We start from the raw sequence: 16,996 nt of genomic DNA, 5'->3' as shown, positions 1-16,996 counted from the left end.
TTCACATGGCCGCTGCGCAACGCTTGATCGACATCGCCCCGCCCAAGGCCACCCGCCGCGAATGGGTCGCTTTGGCCGTGATCGCATTGCCGTGTCTGGTCTACGCCATGGACCTCACGGTGCTCAACCTGGCCCTGCCCGCCATCAGTGCCGACCTGCAGCCCACGGCCGCGCAGTTGCTCTGGATCATCGACATCTATGGGTTCATGGTCGCGGGGTTCCTGATCACCATGGGCACGCTGGGCGACAAGCTGGGCCGCAGGCGCATGCTGCTCATCGGTGCTGCCGCGTTTGCGGCGGCCTCGGTGGCCGCCGCGCTGTCCACCACCGCCCACGCCCTGATTGCCACCCGCGCCCTGCTCGGCATCGCCGGTGCCACGCTGGCGCCTTCCACGCTCTCGCTGATCTCCAACATGTTCCGCGACGAACGCGAGCGGCGCGTGGCCATCGGCATCTGGATCTCCAGCTATTCGGTGGGGGGCGCGATCGGGCCGCTGGTGGGTGGCGTGATCCTGCAGGTCTTCGCCTGGCCAGCGATCTTCTGGGCCGCGGTGCCGGTGATGTTGCTGCTGCTGGCGGTGGGGCCGTTCCTGCTGCCCGAATACCGCGACGCCCAGGCCGGTCGGCTGGATCTGGGCAGCGTGGCGCTGTCACTCATGGCGGTGCTCTGCGGTGTGTTCGCGCTCAAACAGGCGGCTGAGGGCCACCTGGAGCCCTTGACCGGGGTGGCCATGGCCGTGAGCCTCGTGGCAGGTGTGACCTTTGTGCGGCGCCAACGCCGCATCGCGTACCCGCTGCTGGACCTCCAACTGTTTGGTCAACCCCGGTTTGCCGCAGCCATCTGCACGTACGCACTCACCTCGTTTGCCATGTTCGGGGTCTACATCTTCGTCTCGCAGCATTTGCAGCTCGTGCTGGGCCTGTCGCCACTGATGGCGGGCCTGTGCACCGTGCCCTGGGCGCTGTCCTTCGTGGTGGGCTCCATGCTCACGCCGGCGATCGCGCAGCGGCTGCGCGCACCACAAACCATCGTGGCCGGCCTCGCGGTGGCTGCCGTCGGCTTTGCCGCCATGGCGCAGGTGGACGGTCCTCATGGGCTGGCCTGGTTGATCGGGGGCATGGTGCTGATGGGGCTGGGCATGGCGCCGGTGTTCACGCTGGGCAACGACATCGTCATCAGCTCGGCGCCGCCCGAGCGCGCGGGAGCCGCTTCCGCGCTGTCGGAAACCAGCTCGGAGTTGTTGGGCGCCTTGGGCATTGCCGTGTTCGGCAGCCTGGCCACCAGCCTCTACCGCAGCGGCTTGCAGGCTCGGATGCCCTCCGGGATGTCGGCCGACGCGGTGGCGGGCGCCTCCACGCTGGGGGGTGCGCTCACCGTGGCCGAGGCCTTGCCCGCGCCAGTGGCCGAAGCCCTTCGCAGTGCCGCTCGCACGGCCTTTGTCGATGGCATGCAGGCGGCTGCATGGTTGGGCACGGCCATCATGGTCGTCAGTGCGCTGCTGGCCTGGCGCATGCTGCGCGGCCCGATCGCACCCGCCGTCGCCTCGCCTTCCAGGCCTGGATGAGGTCAGCTTTCGTCGTCGTCTGGCGTTGATCCACCGCGCACCACGCGCCGCACAGCCTCAGCACTGAAGCCGCGCGTGAGCAGGAAGCGCATCTGCTTGCCGTACTCGGCCGCGTCGCGTGGGGGAGCGCCGAATTTCTTGCGCCAGACCTCGTGGGCCCGCGCCTGTTCGGTGCCTTGCAGATCGGCCACCGCTTGCGCCACGGCCTCGGGGTTCAGGCCCTTGGCCTGCAACTCCTGGCGCACGCGCGAGGCGCCCAACTTCACAGAGCGCTGGTGCACCACGGATTCGAGCACGCGCTGTTCGTTGATGAAGCCCTTGGCTTCCAGCTCGTCCAGCGCCCGGGTCAGCTCGCCCGGCTCGGTTTCATGGGCAATGAGCTTGCGCTGCAGCTCGGCCCGCGAATGTTCGCGGCCCGAGAGCAGGCGCAACGCCCGGCCTTTGAGGGAAATCTGGTTGAAACCCATGTCAGGACCTCCGCCGGGCCGTCCCAAGGAGGGCCAGCGCCCCCTCGGGGGGCAGCGACGACACGCAGTGCGGAGCGTGGGGGCGCATCGCGTCACACGCTCACAGCTGACACCGTGAGCGCACCCCTCACTCGGCCAGCGGCGAGGTGTCGGCTTCGCGCGCCTTCTCGGCGGCTTCGGCCTTGGCAGCCTTCGCAGCTTTGCCGCCTTTGGCCGGTGCCGGCGCTTCTTCCACCGGCAGCAGCGGCACGCCCAGCTCGGTGCGCACCTTGTTCTCGATCTCCACGCGCAGCTCGGGGTTCTCACGCAGGAATTCGCGCGAGTTGTCGCGGCCCTGGCCGATCTTCTCGCCGTTGTAGGCGTACCAGGCGCCCGACTTCTCGACGACCCGATGCACCACGCCCAGGTCGAGGATCTCGCCCTCGCGGCTGATGCCTTCGCCGAACAGGATGTCGAACTCGGCCGTCTTGAAAGGCGGCGCGACCTTGTTCTTGACCACCTTGACCTTGGTTTCGTTGCCGATCGCGTCGTCGCCTTTCTTGATGGTGCCGGTGCGGCGGATGTCCAGGCGCACCGAGGCGTAGAACTTGAGCGCGTTGCCGCCGGTGGTGGTCTCGGGGCTGCCGAACATGACGCCGATCTTCATGCGGATCTGGTTGATGAAGATGACCATGCAGTTGGTCTTCTTGATGTGGGCGGTGAGTTTGCGCAGCGCCTGGCTCATCAGGCGGGCCTGCAGGCCGGGCAGCGAATCGCCCATTTCACCTTCGAGTTCGGCCTTGGGCGTGAGCGCGGCCACCGAGTCCACCACGATCAAATCCACCGCGCCGGAGCGCACCAGGCTGTCGACGATCTCGAGCGCCTGCTCGCCGGTGTCGGGCTGGCTGATCAGCAGGTCCTGCAGGTTCACGCCGAGCTTCTGCGCGTACTGGATGTCCAGCGCGTGTTCGGCATCGACAAACGCGCACTGGCCGCCGAGCTTCTGCATCTCGGCGATCACCTGCAGCGTGAGCGTGGTCTTGCCCGAGGATTCCGGGCCGTAGATCTCCACCACACGGCCGCGCGGCAGGCCGCCGACGCCCAGCGCGATGTCCAGGCCCAGAGAGCCGGTGGAGACGACCTGGATGTCCTCGATCACCTCGCCTTCACCCAGCCGCATGATGGTGCCCTTGCCGAACTGCTTTTCGATCTGGGCCAGCGCGACCTGCAGGGCCTTGGCTTTTTCGCTGTTGAGGGGGTTGGGCTTGACGGGTGCGTCCATGGGGGCTCCTGGGCTGGGTTGGAAGGGTTGGCAAGACCTGTGTGGTTGTGTACAGGCTGGATGCTTGAACAGCAGTTTACAGCCGGGTTGAAATCAAACAAGTCATTATTTGGTCAGTTTGCCTTATCATTCACGGATGCTGAAAAACACCCCGCAAACGCCCGCAGACGCCGACGACCGCTGGCGCGGCGGCCACCTCGGTCGGCTGATGGGCCTCGCGCTGCGCCGCTTCGACGAGCGCGTGCTCAGCCTTATGGCGCACGACGCCAACGTGCCGCTGGCGCTCTCTCACCTGGCCGCGCGCGCGCAGGTGGGCGCGGCGCACATCCACATCACCCGCCACCTGGGTCTGCACGGCTCGCGCCTGACCGAACTCGCGCACCAGGCCGGCATGAGCAAACAGGCCATGGGCGATCTGGTGACGCAGTGCGAGGCCTGGGGACTGGTGCGCCGCGAACCCGACCCGCGCGACGCCCGGGCCCGGCGCATCGTCTTCACCGACACCGGCCTGCTCTGGCTGGACGCCTTCCGCACGGCGGTGGCGCAGGCCGAGGCCGAGTTCCGATCCCAGGTGGGTGATGCGGTGGCCACCGTGGTGGCGTTGGGCCTGGAGGCCTACGGGTCGGAAGCACCCGGTGCGCGCGCGGCCGTGCCCCCACGGTAAAAGCCCGCCACCCGACAGGCTACGGCGTGGGGTATGAGACCTAAAATGGACCTGGCTCGAATCCCGCCCGCACCCGCGACGCGGCTCCATAACAATGCTGCCCGATCAGCACAGGAGACTTCCCCATGCGCATCCTGATTGCAGAAGACGACCAGGTCCTGGCCGACGGCCTGTTGCGCAGCCTGCGAGCGGCTGGCGCCGCGGTGGACCACGTGTCCAGCGGCAGCGAAGCCGACGCGGCCCTGATGACCAACAACGAGTTCGACCTCTTGATCCTCGACCTGGGCCTGCCGCGGCTGCACGGTCTGGAGGTGCTCAAGCGGCTGCGTTCGCGCGGCTCCACCCTGCCGGTGCTGGTGCTCACAGCGGCCGACAGCATCGAGGAGCGCGTGAAGGGACTGGATTACGGGGCCGACGACTACATGGCCAAACCGTTCTCGCTGCAGGAACTCGAAGCGCGGGTGCGCGCGCTCACCCGTCGCGGCATGGGCGGCAGCACCAACACCATCCGCCACGGCCCGCTCGAATACGACCAGGCCGGGCGCGTGGCCACCATCGACGGCAAGATGGTCGAGCTCTCGGCGCGTGAACTCGGCCTGCTCGAAGTGCTGCTGCAACGTGCCGGACGCCTGGTCAGCAAGGACCAGCTGGTCGAGCGGCTGTGCGAATGGGGCGAAGAGGTGAGCAACAACGCCATCGAGGTCTACATCCACCGCTTGCGCAAGAAGATCGAAAAGGGTCCGATCCGCATCGCCACGGTGCGCGGCCTGGGCTACTGCCTTGAAAAAATCGCCAGCTGACGGCCGGACTTTCAGCGAGCCACTGCCACCGACGGACAGCCGGCTGGCGCCAAGGGGGTTCGGCCTGTTCCAGCGCGAGCAACGCAGCCTGTTCGGGGAAATTCTCGACTGGATGCTCACGCCGCTGCTGCTGCTGTGGCCTCTGTCGCTGGCGCTCACCTGGTTCGTCGCACAGGGCATCGCCAGCAAACCGTTTGACCGTGCGCTCGAGTTCAACCTGCAGGCGCTGACCCAGTTCGTGGTGCGCGAGAACGACCAGATCACCTTCAAACTCAACGCGCAGGCGCGCGACCTGCTGCGCGCCGACGACAGCGACCTCGTGTACTACCAGGTGCTCGATCCGCGTGGAGATCTCATCAGCGGAGAGCTGGACTTCCCGCCCCCGCGCGACAACGAAGCACCCGAGCCCGGTCGCGTGCTGCTGCGCGACGACGTGGTGCGTGGCGACGAAGTGCGTGTGGCCTACACCTGGCTGGCGCGCCACGATCCCCAGCGCCTGGTGTTGATGCAGGTGGCCGAAACCAAAGGCAAACGATCGACGCTGGCCACCGAGATCATCAAGGGCGTGATGGTGCCGCAGTTCGTGATCCTGCCGCTGGCGGTGCTGCTGGTGTGGCTGGCGCTGGTGCGCGGCATCCGCCCGCTCAACGAACTGGAGCAGCGCATCCGCGCTCGCAAGCCCGACGATCTGAGTCCGATCGAGGAGTCGTTCATCCCGCAGGAGGTCGCGCCGCTGGTGTCGTCGATCAACGACCTGCTGACCCGGCTCAAGACCTCACTCACCACCCAGAAGCGCTTTCTGGCCGACGCCGCCCACCAGCTCAAGACGCCGCTGGCGGGCCTGCGCATGCAAGCCGAGCTGGCACAGCGCGAGACCGATCCGGTGGAGATTCGCGGCTCGCTGCAGCAGATCGCGCGCTCCAGCGCACGCGCCACGCACACGGTGAACCAGCTGCTCGCTCTGGCTCGCGCCGAGACCACCGGCCGCACGCTGCCCAGCGCGCGCATTGACCTCGCCAGGATGGTGCCCGACGTGGTGCAGGACTCGGTGCCCAAGGCGCTGGAAGCGGGTATCGACCTCGGCTTCGAAGGCCCGGACGACACACCCGACGACTGCTTGATGAACGGCAACCCGACGCTGCTGCAGGAAATGGTGCGCAACCTGGTGGACAACGCGATCCATTACACCGGGCAAGGCGGCGTGGTCACGGTGCGTGTGCTGCTGGACCGCTTCAGCGGGGTGCAGATCCTGCAGGTGGAAGACGACGGCCCCGGCATTCCGGAGAACGAGCGCGAGTTCGTGATGCAGCCGTTCTACCGGGCGCTGGGCACCAACGTCGACGGCTCGGGCCTGGGCCTGGCGATCGTGCTGGAAATCGCGCAGCAGCACGGCGCCACGGTGTCGATGGAAGACGCCCACCCGGAACGCAGCCGGCGTGGCCTGCGGGTGTCGGTGCGATTCACACCCACCAAGCCGCAGGTCGTGCAGGAATAGCGGGTCGGCCGTGATGCCGGCTCAGGCGGGCTTGTACACGTTGAGCTGCAGCTTCTCGCGCTCGATCGCTCGGGCCACGCCGGGCAATTCGGCGAAGCGCTGCACCAGCGCCCAGGTGGCCGGAAAATCCGCCGGGTTGATGCCGGCGTAACCGCCCCAGCGCAGCAGCGTGAGGGCGTATGCATCGAGCGCACCCGGACGTGCTCCCACCATCCAGGGTGCGGCTTGGGTGGCCATGGCTTCGATCTCACCCAGCAGACCGCGGTAGCTCGACGCGCCGAAGTCGCGGATCGCCTTTTGCGCGGCCTCGTCGTCGGTGAACTTGTGCGGCATGAACACATGGGTGAAGGTGGGGTGCACGGTGTTGTTCATCCAGGCCAGCGCCTGCAGGGCGCGGGCGCGCTCCAGGCCTGCAGGCGGCAGGATGCCGGCCATGGGCAGCTTCTCGTCCAGGTACAGCAGGATGGCCACGATCTGGGTGATCACCTCGTCGCCATCGACCAGCACGGGCACCTGGCCGCGCGGGTTCAACGCCAGGTAGTCGGGCGAGCGCTGCTCGCCCTTGTGCAGTTTCACCATCGAGGGCTCAAAGGCCACTTCGGCGAGTTCGAGCATGGCGTGCGGCACGAAGGAGCAGGCGCCGGGGGCGAAATAAAGTTTCAGGCTCATCGAGTTGTATCCAATCAAGTGTCAAGAATCCGGCGCCGGGCCGCCCCAAGCCGGATTGCGCCCCCTCGGGGGGCAGCGACCCGCGAAGCGGCGGAGCGTGGGGGTTAGTTCAGATGTGGGCTCAGCAGCCCCGCTATTTCAAACATGGTCACCTGTGGCTTGCCGAACACCGCCGCCAGCTTGGCATCGGCGTTCACGCGGCGCTTGTCGCCCGCATCCTGCAGGCCGTTGGCCTTGATGTAGTCCCACAGCTTTTTCACCACTTCGGGGCGCGAGACGGCGCCTTCGCCGATCACGGCAGCCAGCGCGGCGCTGGGCTGTTTGCCGGTGGCGGCCGTGGTCTTGCGCGGGGCTTTCGGCGTCTTCACGGCAGCGGTCTTCTTGGCCGCAGGCGCCTTCTTGGCGGGCGCGGCTTTCGCAGCGGCCTTCTTCGCCGGTGCGGCCTTGGCCGGCGCGCCGGCCGCCGTCTTGCGGGGTGGGAACTTGGACGGCGCAAACTCGAAGTTCACCTTGCCCGCCTCCTTGTCCCAGGCCAGGAAGGCCTTGAACGCGCGGCGCGTGCGCATGGAGACGAACTTGTCGAGCAGGTCGGTCTTGCCGGTCTCCAGCAGCTTGCTCATCTGCTCGCGCGCCACCGGTTGCTGCAGGATGATCTTGCCGCTCTTGAAATCGCAACTCGGCGTGGGCTGGGCCATCGTGGGCACCGATTTCTCGCAGACGTAGTTGCTGCCGTGTTCGTGCACGGCGCCGCCGCACTTGGGGCACTTGCCCAGCGGCTCGCTGCCGGTGAAGTCCACCAGCTCGCCGCTTTCCTCGCCTTTCTTGTCGTCCCCGAAGTCGAATTCGAGCTTCCAGTTCTTGTCGTCCTCGCTGTACTTGAGCACGATCTCCGCCACGAAGGGCCAACCCGCCTTGGAGCGGAAGCCATCGAGTGGGCCGATCTTTTTGTCGCGCAGGAGCTGTTCGGACTCGTCGGGCTCGAAGGTGCGGCCCGCCGGTGACTTGCCGAACGAAAAGCCGCAGCCTTCGCTGGCGCCGTCCTTGCCGGTGCAGGTGTAGCGGCGGTAGTTTTCCTTCACCACGCCACCGCAGTTGGGGCAGGGCGTGGACAGCGTGGCGTAGTTGCCGGGGATGGTGTCGCGGTCGTATTCCTTGGCCTTCTTGACCATGCGCTCGGTCATGGCCGCGATCTCGGCCATGAAGGCGGCGCGGCTGAGCTGGCCGTGCTCCATCTGCGCGAGCTTGTATTCCCACTCGCCGGTGAGCTCGGCCTTGGAGAGTTCTTCCACACCCAGGCCACGCAGCAGCGTCATGAGCTGGAACGCCTTGGCCGTGGGGATGATCTCGCGGCCTTCGCGGAACATGTACTTCTCGGTCAGCAAGCCTTCGATGACGGCCGCGCGCGTGGCTGGCGTTCCCAGGCCTTTTTCCTGCATCGCTTCGCGCAGCTCGTCGTCGTCGACCAGCTTGCCCGCGCCTTCCATGGCGCCCAGCAGCGTGGCTTCCGAGTAACGCGCCGGCGGTTTGGTCTTGAGCCCCTTGGGCTCCACCGTCTCGGTGCGCACGGTCTCGCCCTCGCGCACCGGCACCAGGTTCTGGCCTTTGTCGCCCTCTTTCGCGTCCGTCACATCTTCGGCGGCTTCCTTGCCATAGACGGCCATCCAGCCCGGCTTGACCAGCACCTTGCCTTCGGTCTTGAAGTGGTGGCCAACCGACGAGGTGATGCGCGTGGTGACCATGAACTCGGCCGACGGGAAGAACACCGCGAGGAAGCGACGCACCACGAGGTCGTACAGCTTCTGCTCGGCGTCGCTCAGGCCACTGGGCGCCTGCAATGTGGGGATGATGGCGAAGTGATCCGACACCTTGCTGTTGTCGAAGATGCGTTTGCTCGGGCGGATGTAGCCGTTGCCGAGCGCGGTCTGCGCGTGTGGCGCCAGGTGCTTCATGCCGCTGCCGGCCAGCATCTCGAAAGTTTCCTTCACCGTGGGCAGGTAGTCCTCGGGCAGGGCGCGCGAATCGGTACGCGGGTAGGTCAGGGCCTTGTGGCGCTCGTACAGGCTTTGCGCGAGCTGCAGCGTGGTCTTGGCCGAGAAGCCGAAGCGGCCGTTGGCCTCGCGCTGCAGGCTGGTCAGGTCGTACAGCAATCCGCTGGCCTGCGTGGTGGGCTTGCTTTCTTCCTTGACGCTGGCGGCCTTGCCGCGCACCGCCTCGGCAATGGCCAGGGCTTCGCGCTGGCTCCAGACGCGGTCGGCGCGCTGTTCCAGGTCGGCGTCCTCGCCGGTGGGTTTTTTCCAGGCCGGGTCGAACCACTTGCCGGGGTACTCGCCGGCTTCGGCCAGGAAGCTGGCGTGGATCTCCCAGTAGTCGCGGCTGCGGTGGGCGCGGATCTTTTCCTCGCGCTCGACCACGATGGACAGTGTGGGCGTCTGCACCCGGCCCACCGTGGTGAGAAAGAAGCCGCCGTCGCGCGAGTTGAACGCCGTCATGGCGCGCGTGCCGTTGATGCCGACCATCCAGTCGGCCTCGGAGCGGCTGCGCGCGGCGTCGGCCAGGCCCTGCATCTGCTCGTTGGTGCGCAGGTGCTCGAAGCCGTCGCGGATGGCCGCGGGCGTCATCGACTGCAGCCACAGGCGCTGCACCGGCTTGCCCAGGGTCTGGTAGCTGCCGCCCTTCAAGCCACCGGCGTACTGCTCGATCAGGCGGAAGATGAGCTCACCTTCGCGGCCCGCGTCACAGGCGTTGATGAGGCGGGCCACGTCCTTGCGCTTGGCCAGCTTGACCACCGCCGAGAGGCGCGACTTGGTCTTGTCGATCGGCTTGAGTTCAAAGTAGGGCGGCAGCACGGGCAGGTGGGCAAAGCTCCACTTGCCGCGCTTGACGTCGAATTCTTCGGGCGCGGCGATCTCCACCAGGTGGCCCACCGCGGAGGTGACCACGTATTGGTCGTTCTCGAAATGGTCATCGTGCTTGTCGAACTTGCCCGCCACCGGGGTGAGCGCACGCACGATGTCCTGGGCCACGGATGGCTTCTCGGCAATGACCAGGGTTTTGGCGAAACCTTCAGCAGTTTTCATCTCTACAATCAACTTTCCACGCGCGTGTACACGCGCACATGGGCACGCGCACACTCGCGCGCACCTGCATGAAACAACCTTACCAAATATTCCGGCCGTGACGAAAAGCCCCAAAAAGTCGAGCGCGCCCGCCGAAAAACCAGCCTTGGCCATGAAGCCGAATGGTGCCGGGCGGCGCATCCAGACGCGCAAGTCCGGCGTGCACGGCCGCGGGGTCTACGCCGTGGTGGACCTGGCCGAAGGCGAAACGCTCATTGAATATGTGGGCGAGGTCATCACCTGGGACGAGGCGCTGCGCCGCCACCCGCACGATCCGACCGATCCGAACCACACCTTCTACTTCCACATCGACGAAGAACACGTGATCGACGCCAAGCACGGCGGCAACTCGGCACGCTGGATCAACCACAGCTGCGCGCCCAACTGCGAAGCCGAGGTCGATGAGGGTCGGGTGTTCATCCGGGCGCAGCGCAACATCAAAGCCGGTGAAGAACTGTTCTACGACTACGGCCTGGTGATCGACGAGCCCTACACACCCAAGCTCAAGGCCGAGTACCCCTGCTGGTGCGGCGCCAAAAAATGCCGTGGCACCTTGCTCGCTCCCAAGCGCGCGGGCAAAGCGTCGAAGCTCGGCTGAACGGCCCATGGCCGACTCCCTGATCCGCCACGCCGAAGCCGTCTGGCAAGCGGTCGAGCCCACTTTGCCCGGTTTCACCGTCGAGGTGCTGCCCAGCATCGACTCCACCAGCAGCGAGCTCATGCGCCGCGCGCGCAGCGGCCTGATGGAGCCGGTGTTGCTGGCCGCCGAGGACCAGACCGCCGGGCGCGGACGGCTGGGCAAGGGCTGGCACAGCAAAGTGGGCCAATCACTCACGTTCTCGTTGGCCATGCCCCTGGCACCCACGGGCTGGTCGGGTCTGTCGCTGGCGGTGGGCGTGAGCCTGGCGCGCAGCCTGCACCCCGACGTGCGCCTGAAATGGCCCAACGACCTCTGGCTGCACCAACGCAAGATCGGCGGCATCCTGGTGGAGACGGCCAGCACCGGCGAGTCCGGTCAGGGCCAGCGCATGGTGGTGATCGGTGTGGGCATCAATGTGGCGCGGCCCGAGGTGTCCGCGGTGGCCGCGCTCGTGCCCGACGGTGCGGCGGTCACGGCCATGGCCCCGGCCGGCCTGGCCGAGGTGCTGGTGGGCATCACACCGGGCGAGGTACTCGAGCGCGTGGCGCCGGCGCTGGTAGGCGACATCCAGGCGTTTGCCTCGCAGGGGTTTGCCGCATTTGCCCAGCGCTTTGCACAGCTGGACGCCTTGCAGGGCCTGGCGGTGCAGCTCTCCGACGGCACGCGCGGCACGGCCTGCGGCGTGAACGACGAGGGTGCATTGCAGGTGCTCACCGAGCGCGGCATGCAGACGGTGACCAGCGCCGAAGTGAGTGTGCGCCCGTGCTGAGGTGGGTCATCTGGTTGCTGGTGCTGGCCAACGCGGGTTACTTTGCGTGGTCGCAGGGCTACCTGGACACGCTGGGCCTGAAGCCCGCGGAGCAACGCGAACCCGAGCGCCTGACGCAACAGGTGAAGCCCGAGGTCTTGCGCCTGCTGAATGGGCCCAGGGCCGAGGCCGCGCCGCCGCCGCCGGCCGCACCGGTGGCGCCCGCCGTGGCCGCAGCACCCGAGCCGGTCCCCGCACCCACACCCACACCCCCTGAACCTGCGCCCGTGGCTGCACCGCCGGTCGACAACGGCACGCGCGCGTGCTGGCAGGCGGGCGGCTTCACCGAAGCCCAGGCCGAATTGCTGCGCGCCGAACTGGTGCTGCTCGGCCTGCCCGCATCCGGCTTTTCCTTCACCGAGGTGCGCAGCGGTGGTCGCTGGATCGTCTACATGGGGCGCTACGACAACCAGCAGCAACTCGATCGCAAGAAAGATGAGCTGCGCGCGCTGGGGGTGACGTTCCGCGAGATCACGGCGGTCGGGCTGGCCCCCGGCCTGGCGCTCGGCACGTTCTCCACCGAAGCCGCCGCCCAGCAAGCGCGGCAGCAGACCGAGCGCGATGGCATCCGCACCGCCAAGGTGGCGCAGGAGCGCGCCGAGAGTGTGAGCACCAACCTGCGTCTGCCGTCGATCACCGAATCGCAACGCGCAGCCATCGACGCTCTGGGCGATGCGATGGCGGGCAAACGCCTGCAGCGCTGCACCTGAGCCCCTCCGCAGCGAGGGGCTCAGGCCCCTGCGGCGCGGTGCTGCGAGAGCTTGGAAAACCAGTCCAGCGCCTCGTTCCACAGCGGCTGGGCCTTGGGCCGGAAATAGCCCATGTGGCCCATGGCACCGAGGCCCGCGCGGCGGGAGTCGAACGTGACGCTGCGCACCTCGGCATTGCGGTAGCCGGCCATGAAGGCGTCTCGTGAGGCCGGCGGCGCCCAGGCGTCGTCCAGCGCATTGAGCGCCACGATGGGAAAACGCACCTCGTCAAAGCGCGCGGTGGTGGCTTGCATCGCCGGGTCGTCAAAAAAGTAGCGGGGGAAGCGGCACCACTGGCGCCATTGGCGGTACACGTCGATCGGCAGGTCTTCGCCCATGCCCAGTCGGCTCCACGGCAGGTAGCCATGCATGCGCGTCCACACGGGGCCCAGCACGCGCCACATGAAGAGCACGCGCAGGCGCTCCAGCGGCGGCATCCAGCCGTGCCACCCAGCGCCGGTGGCAAAGGTCCAGGCGCCATCCACCGCGCCCGGGTCGGGCAGCAGGCCCAGCGCATGGCCGCCGTAGGAATGGCCCACCAGGTACAGCGGCACACCCGGCTGGCGCATGGCTTCCACGGCCGCGGCCAGGTCCAGCCGGCCCCAGTCGAGGTAGTCCATGCGAAAGCCCTTCAGCGTGCTCGGGGCCGACTGACCGATGCCGCGGTAGTCCAGCGTGAGCACGTCGAAGCCGCGGCGCGCGGCGTGTTCGGCGAAGCGCTTGTAGAAACCCTGCGGCACCGCGGTCGCGCCACCCACCACCAGGTGGGCCTGCGGCGGCATGGGGCTGTGGTAGCGGTGCGCCACCAGCGGATAACCGTCGGCGGCGCTCAGGGTGAGGCGCTCGGTGCGCACCGCCTGGTTGTGGGCGTCGGTGGGTGGGAAGGTGTTCATGACGGTTCTCCGGTTCGTGCTGCCGTCGGGCCGCGAGCGGCCAGCAGCGACAACAGGGTTTGCGTGGCCAGGTTGATCGGATCGCTGCTCTGGGCCACCCGCGCCTGGAGCAGACCGCCTTCGTAGGTGGCCACGATCAGCGCGGCGATGCCCTGGGCCTGCGCGCGCGGCTCGCCGTGCTGCTCCAGCGCCAGTGCGATGCGCTCGCGCAGGGTGGCGAAGGCGCGGGCCAGGGCTTCGCGCAGGGCATGGTCGTCGGGCGTGCTCTCCAGTGCCACAGTGGCCAGCGGGCAGCCTGCATGAAAGCCGGTGCTGCTCAGACGCACGGTCGCGCCCTGCATCCACTGCCGCGCGGCTTCGATCGGATCGGCGTTCCTGGCCAGCAGGCCGTCGAGCCAGCCCAGCATGCGCACCACCACATCGTCGATGGCGGCCACCGCCAGCTCGGTCTTGCCGCCGGGAAAGTGGTGGTACAGCACGCCCTTGGGCGCGCCGGCCTGGGCCAGCAGTTCGGTCAGGCCGATGCCGTGCAGGCCGCGGCGGCGCAGGGCATCGGTCATGGCCGCGATCAGGCGTTCGCGGGTGCCGGGGGCAGCGGGTGTTTCGGCCATGCAACGCAATCTATAGACCGGTCGGTCTAGTGTCAACCGGGAGCTGTCGCGCACGTGCGCCCAGGCAATAAAAAAGCGCCCGAAGGCGCTTTTTTATTGCAAGTCAGCGTGCGCTTACTTGGCGACGACGCGAACCATTTCAAGGCACTTGTTGGAGTAGCCCCACTCGTTGTCGTACCAGCTCACGACCTTGATGAAGGTCTTGTCCAGCGCGATGCCGGCGTCCGCGTCGAAGATCGAGGTGCGGGTATCGCCGCGGAAATCGGTGGCGACCACCTTGTCCGTGGTGTAGCCCAGCACGCCTTTCAGGGCTCCCTCGCTCTGTGCCTTCATCTCGGCGCAGATCTCGGCGTAAGTGGCTTCGTTGTTGAGCTCCACCGTGAGGTCGACCACCGACACGTCGGAGGTCGGCACGCGAAAGCTCATGCCGGTGAGCTTCTTGTTCAGTTCGGGGATCACCACGCCCACGGCCTTGGCGGCTCCGGTGCTGCTGGGGATGATGTTTTCCAGGATGCCGCGACCGCCGCGCCAGTCCTTGTTGCTCGGGCCGTCCACGGTCTTCTGCGTGGCGGTGGCCGCGTGCACCGTCGTCATCAGGCCGCGCTTGATGCCCCACTTGTCGTTGAGCACCTTGGCAATCGGCGCCAGGCAGTTGGTGGTGCACGAGGCGTTGGAGATGATGGCCTCGCCCTTGTAGCTCTTGTCGTTGACGCCGTAGACGAACATGGGGGTGTCGTCCTTGGAGGGCGCCGAGAGGATGACCTTCTTCGCGCCGGCGTCCAGGTGCTTCTGGGCCGTGACCTTGTCCAGGAACAGGCCGGTGGACTCGATGACGACGTCGGCGCCAACCTCGTTCCACTTCAGGTTCGCGGGATCGCGCTCCTGCGTGAGGCGGATCTTCTTGCCGTTGACGATCAGGGTGTTGCCTTCGACGCTGACTTCCCCTTTGAAGCGGCCGTGCACGCTGTCGTACTGCAGCATGTAGGCCAGGTAGTCGGGCTCCAGCAGGTCGTTGATGGCCACGACCTCGATGTCGCTGAAGTTCTGGATGGCGCTGCGCAGCACGTTGCGGCCGATGCGGCCGAAGCCGTTGATGCCGATCTTGATGGTCATGTCTCGTCTCTCCTGGAAGGTTTCAAAAAAGGGGGAACAAACTCATTTCGCCAACACGGCGCGCACCGTGTCGGCCACATTCGCGGGCGTGAAGCCGAAGTGCTCGAACAGCACCGGGGCCGGCGCCGACTCGCCGTAGGTGTCCAGACCCACGACCGCGGCCACGCCGTATTTCCACCAACCGTCGGTGGAGCCCATCTCGACGGCCACGCGCGGCACGCCGGCGGGCAGCACCGAAGCCTTGTAGGCGGCGCTCTGGCGGTCGAAGGTGGTGGTGCTGGGCATGGAGACCACCCGCACGGCGATCTTGTGTTCCTTGGCCAGCAGCTCCTGCGCTTTCAAGGCCAGCTGCACCTCGGAGCCGGTGGCAACGATCACCGCCTGCGCCTTTTTCTTCAGACCCACTTCGCCAGGCTCGGCCAACACGTAGGCGCCCTTGCTGATGTCACCCAGGTCGCTCTTGGGCGCGTAGGGCAGGTTCTGGCGGCTGAGCAGCAGCGCGGTGGGGCGCGTGGCGTTTTGCAGCGCCACGGCCCAGGCCACGGCGGTCTCGGCGGTGTCGCCCGGACGCCAGACGTCCAGATTGGGAATCAGGCGCAGGCTGGCCGCGTGCTCGACCGACTGGTGCGTGGGGCCGTCTTCGCCCAGGCCGATGCTGTCGTGCGTGAACACGTGGATCACGCGCAGCTTCATCAGCGCGGCCATGCGGATGGCGTTGCGGCTGTAGTCACTGAAGGTGAGGAAGGTACCGCCGTAGGGAATGAAGCCGCCGTGCAGCGCCACGCCATTCATGATGGCGGCCATGCCGAATTCGCGCACGCCGTAGTTGATGTGGCGCCCGCCCTGGCCTTGCTCGTTCTTCACCACGTCGCCGGCCAGGTTGAAGCGCAGCGCGGGCGTGCTCTTGGTGTTGGTGAGGTTGGAGCCGGTGAGGTCGGCGCTGCCGCCCAGCAGTTCGGGCAGGGCGGCGGTGAAGGTTTCCAGCGCGAGCTGGCTGGCCTTGCGGCTGGCCACGGTCTCGGCCTTGGTGTGCGCGGCCACGGTGGCATCCACCGCCACCTGGGCGAAGTTCTTCGGCAAGTCGCCCTTCATGCGGCGCACGAACTCCTTGGCGAGCTCGGGGAATGCGGCCTTGTAGGCAGCGAACGTGGCGTTCCACGCGGCTTCCGAGGCCTTGCCGGCCTCCTTCGCGTCCCACGCGGCGTACACGTCTTTCGGAACGGAAAAGGGGGCGTGCGGCCAGTCGAGCGCTTCGCGGGTGAGCTTGATTTCCTCTGCGCCGAGCGGCTCGCCGTGGGCCTTGGCGGTGTTGGCGCGGTTCGGACTGCCCTTGCCGATGTGCGTCTTGCAGATGATCATCGTTGGCGCATCGGCCTTGTTCTTCGCATCGGCGATCGCGCGGTCCACGGCGTCGGTGTCGTGGCCGTCGATCGGGCCGATCACGTTCCAGCCATAGGCGGCAAAACGCAGCGCGGTGTTGTCGATGAACCAGGGCGTGACCTGGCCGTCGATCGAGATGCCGTTGTCGTCGTACAGCGCGATCAGCTTGTTGAGCTTCCAGGCGCCAGCCAGTGCGCAGGCCTCGTGGCTGATGCCTTCCATCAGGCAGCCGTCGCCCAGGAACACGTAGGTGTGGTGGTCGACCACGGTGTGGCCTTCGCGGTTGAACTCGGACGCCAGCAGCTTCTCGGCCAGCGCCATGCCCACTGCATTGGTGATGCCCTGGCCCAGCGGGCCGGTGGTGGTTTCCACGCCGGGGGTCACGCCCACCTCGGGGTGGCCGGCGGTCTTGCTGTGCAGCTGGCGGAAGTTCTTGAGTTCACCGATCGGCAGCTTGTAGCCGGTCAGGTGCAACAGCGAATAAATCAACATCGAGCCGTGACCGTTGGACAGCACGAAGCGGTCGCGGTTGGCCCACTGCGGGTTCGTCGGGTTGTGGCGCAGATGCCGGCCCCACAGGGCAACCGCCATGTCGGCCATGCCCATGGGCGCGCCGGGGTGGCCTGAATTGGCGGCTTGCACCGCATCCATGGCCAGGGCTCGGATGGCGTTGGCCTGGGTCTGTGGCGACACGGCTTGGGCGATGGGGGTGGGGGTGCTGGCGGTGTCGGACATGGGTGCTGGGAGGTGCAGGAAAGTGGGGGA

15 protein-coding genes are annotated in these 16,996 nt (G+C 67.3%); 7 read left to right on the top strand and 8 right to left on the bottom strand.

The window, feature by feature from the left end:
• Positions 1-5: 5 nt before the first annotated feature.
• Complete coding sequence (locus V6M63_RS12940; protein WP_332742384.1) at positions 6-1,565, top strand: MFS transporter; 1,560 nt, start codon at positions 6-8, stop codon at positions 1,563-1,565.
• 2 nt (positions 1,566-1,567) lie between these two features.
• Here the strand turns inward: V6M63_RS12940 and recX are convergent, their stop codons facing one another.
• Both recX and recA read right to left on the bottom strand, forming a co-directional pair.
• The gene (gene recX / locus V6M63_RS12935; RefSeq protein WP_332742382.1) at positions 1,568-2,032 is read right to left on the bottom strand and encodes a recombination regulator RecX; all 465 of its coding nucleotides are present in this window, start codon (positions 2,030-2,032) and stop codon (positions 1,568-1,570) included.
• Positions 2,033-2,159: 127 nt separating this feature from the next.
• Positions 2,160-3,293 carry a recombinase RecA gene (gene recA, locus V6M63_RS12930; RefSeq protein WP_056267263.1) on the bottom strand — a complete coding sequence of 378 codons (1,134 nt, stop codon included), beginning with the start codon at positions 3,291-3,293 and terminating at the stop codon, positions 2,160-2,162.
• 136 nt (positions 3,294-3,429) lie between these two features.
• On the opposite strand from recA, the gene V6M63_RS12925 reads away from it, so the two are divergent.
• From V6M63_RS12925 to V6M63_RS12915, 3 genes are all read left to right on the top strand, one after another.
• Positions 3,430-3,957, top strand: a complete 528-nt coding sequence (locus V6M63_RS12925) for a MarR family winged helix-turn-helix transcriptional regulator (RefSeq protein ID WP_332742376.1) — start codon at positions 3,430-3,432, stop codon at positions 3,955-3,957.
• A gap of 125 nt (positions 3,958-4,082) precedes the next feature.
• Positions 4,083-4,757: a response regulator transcription factor gene (locus V6M63_RS12920; RefSeq protein WP_332742374.1), complete on the top strand. Its 675-nt coding sequence runs from the start codon at positions 4,083-4,085 to the stop codon at positions 4,755-4,757.
• Between the two features lie 112 nt (positions 4,758-4,869).
• Entirely contained in the window at positions 4,870-6,252 is a 1,383-nt protein-coding gene (locus tag V6M63_RS12915; RefSeq protein WP_332742638.1) for a sensor histidine kinase, read from the top strand.
• Between the two features lie 21 nt (positions 6,253-6,273).
• On the opposite strand, the gene V6M63_RS12910 is transcribed toward V6M63_RS12915, so the two are convergent.
• Together V6M63_RS12910 and V6M63_RS12905 are read right to left on the bottom strand one after the other, a co-directional pair.
• Complete coding sequence (locus V6M63_RS12910) at positions 6,274-6,921, bottom strand: glutathione S-transferase family protein (protein ID WP_332742373.1); 648 nt, start codon at positions 6,919-6,921, stop codon at positions 6,274-6,276.
• A gap of 104 nt (positions 6,922-7,025) precedes the next feature.
• Positions 7,026-9,998, bottom strand: a complete 2,973-nt coding sequence (locus tag V6M63_RS12905; RefSeq protein ID WP_332742371.1) for a DNA topoisomerase III — start codon at positions 9,996-9,998, stop codon at positions 7,026-7,028.
• Between the two features lie 151 nt (positions 9,999-10,149).
• On the opposite strand from V6M63_RS12905, the gene V6M63_RS12900 reads away from it, so the two are divergent.
• Genes V6M63_RS12900 through V6M63_RS12890 form a run of 3 tightly spaced genes read left to right on the top strand, consistent with a single transcriptional unit; the run spans position 10,150 to position 12,195 of the window.
• Positions 10,150-10,635 (top strand): SET domain-containing protein, encoded by a 486-nt coding sequence (locus V6M63_RS12900; RefSeq protein WP_332742369.1) that lies wholly within the window; start codon positions 10,150-10,152, stop codon positions 10,633-10,635.
• Positions 10,636-10,642: 7 nt separating this feature from the next.
• Positions 10,643-11,446, top strand: coding sequence for a biotin--[acetyl-CoA-carboxylase] ligase (locus tag V6M63_RS12895; RefSeq protein ID WP_332742368.1), 804 nt, complete (start codon positions 10,643-10,645; stop codon positions 11,444-11,446).
• A complete protein-coding gene (locus tag V6M63_RS12890) occupies positions 11,440-12,195 on the top strand; it encodes an SPOR domain-containing protein (protein ID WP_332742366.1) in 756 nt (251 codons plus the stop codon). The genes V6M63_RS12895 and V6M63_RS12890 overlap by 7 nt, the downstream gene beginning before the upstream one ends.
• Before the next feature lie 20 nt (positions 12,196-12,215).
• Here V6M63_RS12890 and V6M63_RS12885 read toward each other — a convergent pair whose 3' ends face one another.
• From V6M63_RS12885 to tkt, 4 genes are all read right to left on the bottom strand, one after another.
• Positions 12,216-13,127: an alpha/beta hydrolase family protein gene (locus V6M63_RS12885; RefSeq protein ID WP_332742364.1), complete on the bottom strand. Its 912-nt coding sequence runs from the start codon at positions 13,125-13,127 to the stop codon at positions 12,216-12,218.
• Positions 13,124-13,738, bottom strand: a complete 615-nt coding sequence (locus V6M63_RS12880; RefSeq protein WP_332742362.1) for a TetR/AcrR family transcriptional regulator — start codon at positions 13,736-13,738, stop codon at positions 13,124-13,126. Before V6M63_RS12880 ends, V6M63_RS12885 begins: the two co-directional genes overlap by 4 nt.
• Before the next feature lie 114 nt (positions 13,739-13,852).
• A complete protein-coding gene (gap, locus tag V6M63_RS12875) occupies positions 13,853-14,851 on the bottom strand; it encodes a type I glyceraldehyde-3-phosphate dehydrogenase (RefSeq protein WP_332742360.1) in 999 nt (332 codons plus the stop codon).
• A 42-nt stretch (positions 14,852-14,893) separates the two neighbouring features.
• Positions 14,894-16,966, bottom strand: a complete 2,073-nt coding sequence (gene tkt / locus V6M63_RS12870) for a transketolase (RefSeq protein WP_332742358.1) — start codon at positions 16,964-16,966, stop codon at positions 14,894-14,896.
• Between the last annotated feature and the right edge of the window lie 30 nt (positions 16,967-16,996).

Origin of the sequence: Hydrogenophaga sp. (assembly GCF_036675665.1) — a bacterium.
Taxonomy (GTDB): Bacteria; Pseudomonadota; Gammaproteobacteria; order Burkholderiales; family Burkholderiaceae_C; genus Hydrogenophaga.
This window is presented reverse-complemented; position numbering and strand designations above follow the sequence as displayed.